The 2,402-nt window shown below is 66.0% G+C and carries 2 protein-coding genes; both read right to left on the reverse strand.

The annotated features are described in order from the left end of the window. Window positions 1-308: 308 nt before the first annotated feature. On the reverse strand, window positions 309-1,502 hold the full coding sequence (locus tag NKH60_RS34710; RefSeq protein WP_502899704.1) for an IS91 family transposase: 1,194 nt from the start codon (window positions 1,500-1,502) through the stop codon (window positions 309-311). Window positions 1,503-1,506: 4 nt separating this feature from the next. Beyond that, a partial coding sequence (locus tag NKH60_RS34715) for a tyrosine-type recombinase/integrase (RefSeq protein WP_352875089.1) occupies window positions 1,507-2,402 on the reverse strand: 896 nt, incomplete at its 5' end.

Below are 2,402 nucleotides of genomic sequence, written 5' to 3' on the forward strand. Positions count from 1 at the left end.
CCGACATTGCTGAAGGGTTTCGGGTGCCGTCAGGCGTACGAAAGTCTCTGATGCAGGAACCCGCGGGCCGCAGGCGGTGAGCTATGGGGATTTGTGTTTCGGGGTGTGCCAGCGCCTGTCGCGAACTTCCGCATAGGACGCGGTGGGCATGTCGTGGAAGCGGCTTCCGGGCCAGGTCGCAGAGCCTGTAGCGTTGATTCCGACGGGATTGGTGTGCGTGACGACCGGCGTCACGGCAACGTGCACATAACATCCCGTTGACCGGCGCCAGCGTGGCGCGGCCGTGTGGACAAACGGTCCATGCCGGGTCATGGGGCGTTCTCCCGGTTCGGCGCCCTTGAGGCAGGCGGTGCACGAGGCTGGCACCACCGTTCGAACCTCTCGATGACGACCATGCGCCCGCCGCAGCAAGGGCAAGGCCGGCGGACGTCAGCCGGTTCTTCCGAAGTGTCGTCTTGGGGCGGCAGATCGACGTTCAGCAGTTCGCGCGCGAGTGCGAGGCTGGCCTTGCGGGCGGAGGTGGCGAGCAGCCCATAGTGACGGATGCGGTGGAACCCACGCGGCAGGACATGGAGCAGGAAGCGGCGGATGAACTCGTCGGCGGCAAGCGTCATGGCGCGCTGGCGCTCGACACCATCGCGGCGATAGTCCTTGTAGCGGAAGGTGACTCCAGCCTCGTCGAAGGCGATCAGGCGGCGGTTCGAGATCGCGACCCGGTGCGTGTAGCGCGACAGGTAGGCGAGCACCGCTTCCGGCCCGGCGAAGGGCGCCTTGGCATAGACCACCCAGCGCTTGTTCCGGACCGGCGACAGGTGCCGCAGGAAGGCCTGCCGCTCGATGAGACGAGCAAGGGTGCCGAAGAAGGCGAGCCGATCGGCGTCGTGCAGCGCGATCAGCCGGGTGAGGAACAGGCGGCGGAACAACTTGCCCAGTACTCTGACCGGGAGCAGGAAGGCCGCGCGCGACGATATCCAGCGGCTCCCGTCCGGCGCGATGCCGCCGCCCGGCACAATCATGTGGACATGCGGATGGTGGGTCATTGCCGAGCCCCATGTGTGGAGCACGGCAGTGATGCCGATGCGCGCGCCGAGGTGCTTCGGATCGGCGGCGATGGTCAGCATCGTCTCCGATGCCGCCTTGAACAGCAGGTCATAGACCAGCGCCTTGTTGTGGAACGCGATCTCGGCGACTTCGGCCGGCAGCGTGAATACGACATGGAAGTAGCCGACCGGCAGCAGGTCGGCTTCGCGCTCGGCGAGCCATGTACGCGCGGCCGCGCCCTGGCACCTGGGACAGTGCCGGTTACGGCAGCTGTTATAGGCGATCCGCCATTGGCCGCAGTCCGCACAGGCTTCGACATGACCACCCAATGCAGCGGTGCGACACTGTTCGATCGCCGACATGACCTTGAGCTGCTGCAAGCTCAGATGCCCGGCGTGGGAGATCCGGTATCCGGGGCCGGCAGCACGGAAGATATCGGCGACCTCCAGGTCGGCGCGCACCGGTTCAGCCGGACGGCGTCTTGCCTTCCATCAGCGCCATCAGCCGGTCCAGCGGCCCTGCGACCGCGTGGATCGTCCGGGTCGAGACCTTGGTGTAGAGCGCTGTCGTTTCGAGCTTGCAGTGCCCGAGCAGCACCTGGATGACGCGAATGTCGACATCCTGCTCGAGCAGGTGGGTGGCGAAGCTGTGCCGCAGAGTATGCGGGCTGACGCGCTTGCGGATGCCGGCGACTTCGGCGGCTTCCTGAAGCGCGCGATGGAGTTGCCGCGACGAGATCGGATCGGTGCAACTGCGCCCCGGGAACAGCCAGCCATGCGGAAGCATCACCCCGCGACGCCTGCCTTCGCGCCACCCCACCCGCAGCAGTTCCAAGAGTTGCGGCGAGAGCATGGCGTTGCGAACCTTGCGTCCTTTGCCCTGTTCGACGCGGATCAGCATGCGTGTGCTGTCGATATCATCGACCTTGAGGTGCGCGACCTCCGATACGCGCAGACCCGCGCCATAGGCGACACCGAGCGCGGCCTTGTACTTGATGCCAGGTGCTGCTTCGAGCAGCCGCGCCGCTTCCTCCACGCTCAGCACGTCCGGCAGCTTGCGTGGATGGCGCATGATCACCAGCACACGTGCCAGATCCCGCCGCTTCAGCGTCACCAGGAACAGGAACCGCAGTGCCGAGACCGCGCCATTGATCGTCGCAGGGCCGACGCCGCTCTCATGCTGATGCAGCTGGAATCGACGGATGTCCTCAGCCCTCGCAGTGTCGGGCGAGCGGCCAAGGAACACAGCGAAGCGCCGGACGTGACGAACGTAGTCTTGCTGGGTATGGGAGCCCAGGCCACGCATGAGCATGTCGTGCTGCATGCGCTGGCGAAGCGGAGAGATTGGTGCATCGGTCGACA

The sequence above is a fragment of the Mesorhizobium sp. M1006 genome (assembly GCF_040318825.1).
Classification (GTDB): Bacteria; Pseudomonadota; Alphaproteobacteria; order Rhizobiales; family Rhizobiaceae; genus Mesorhizobium.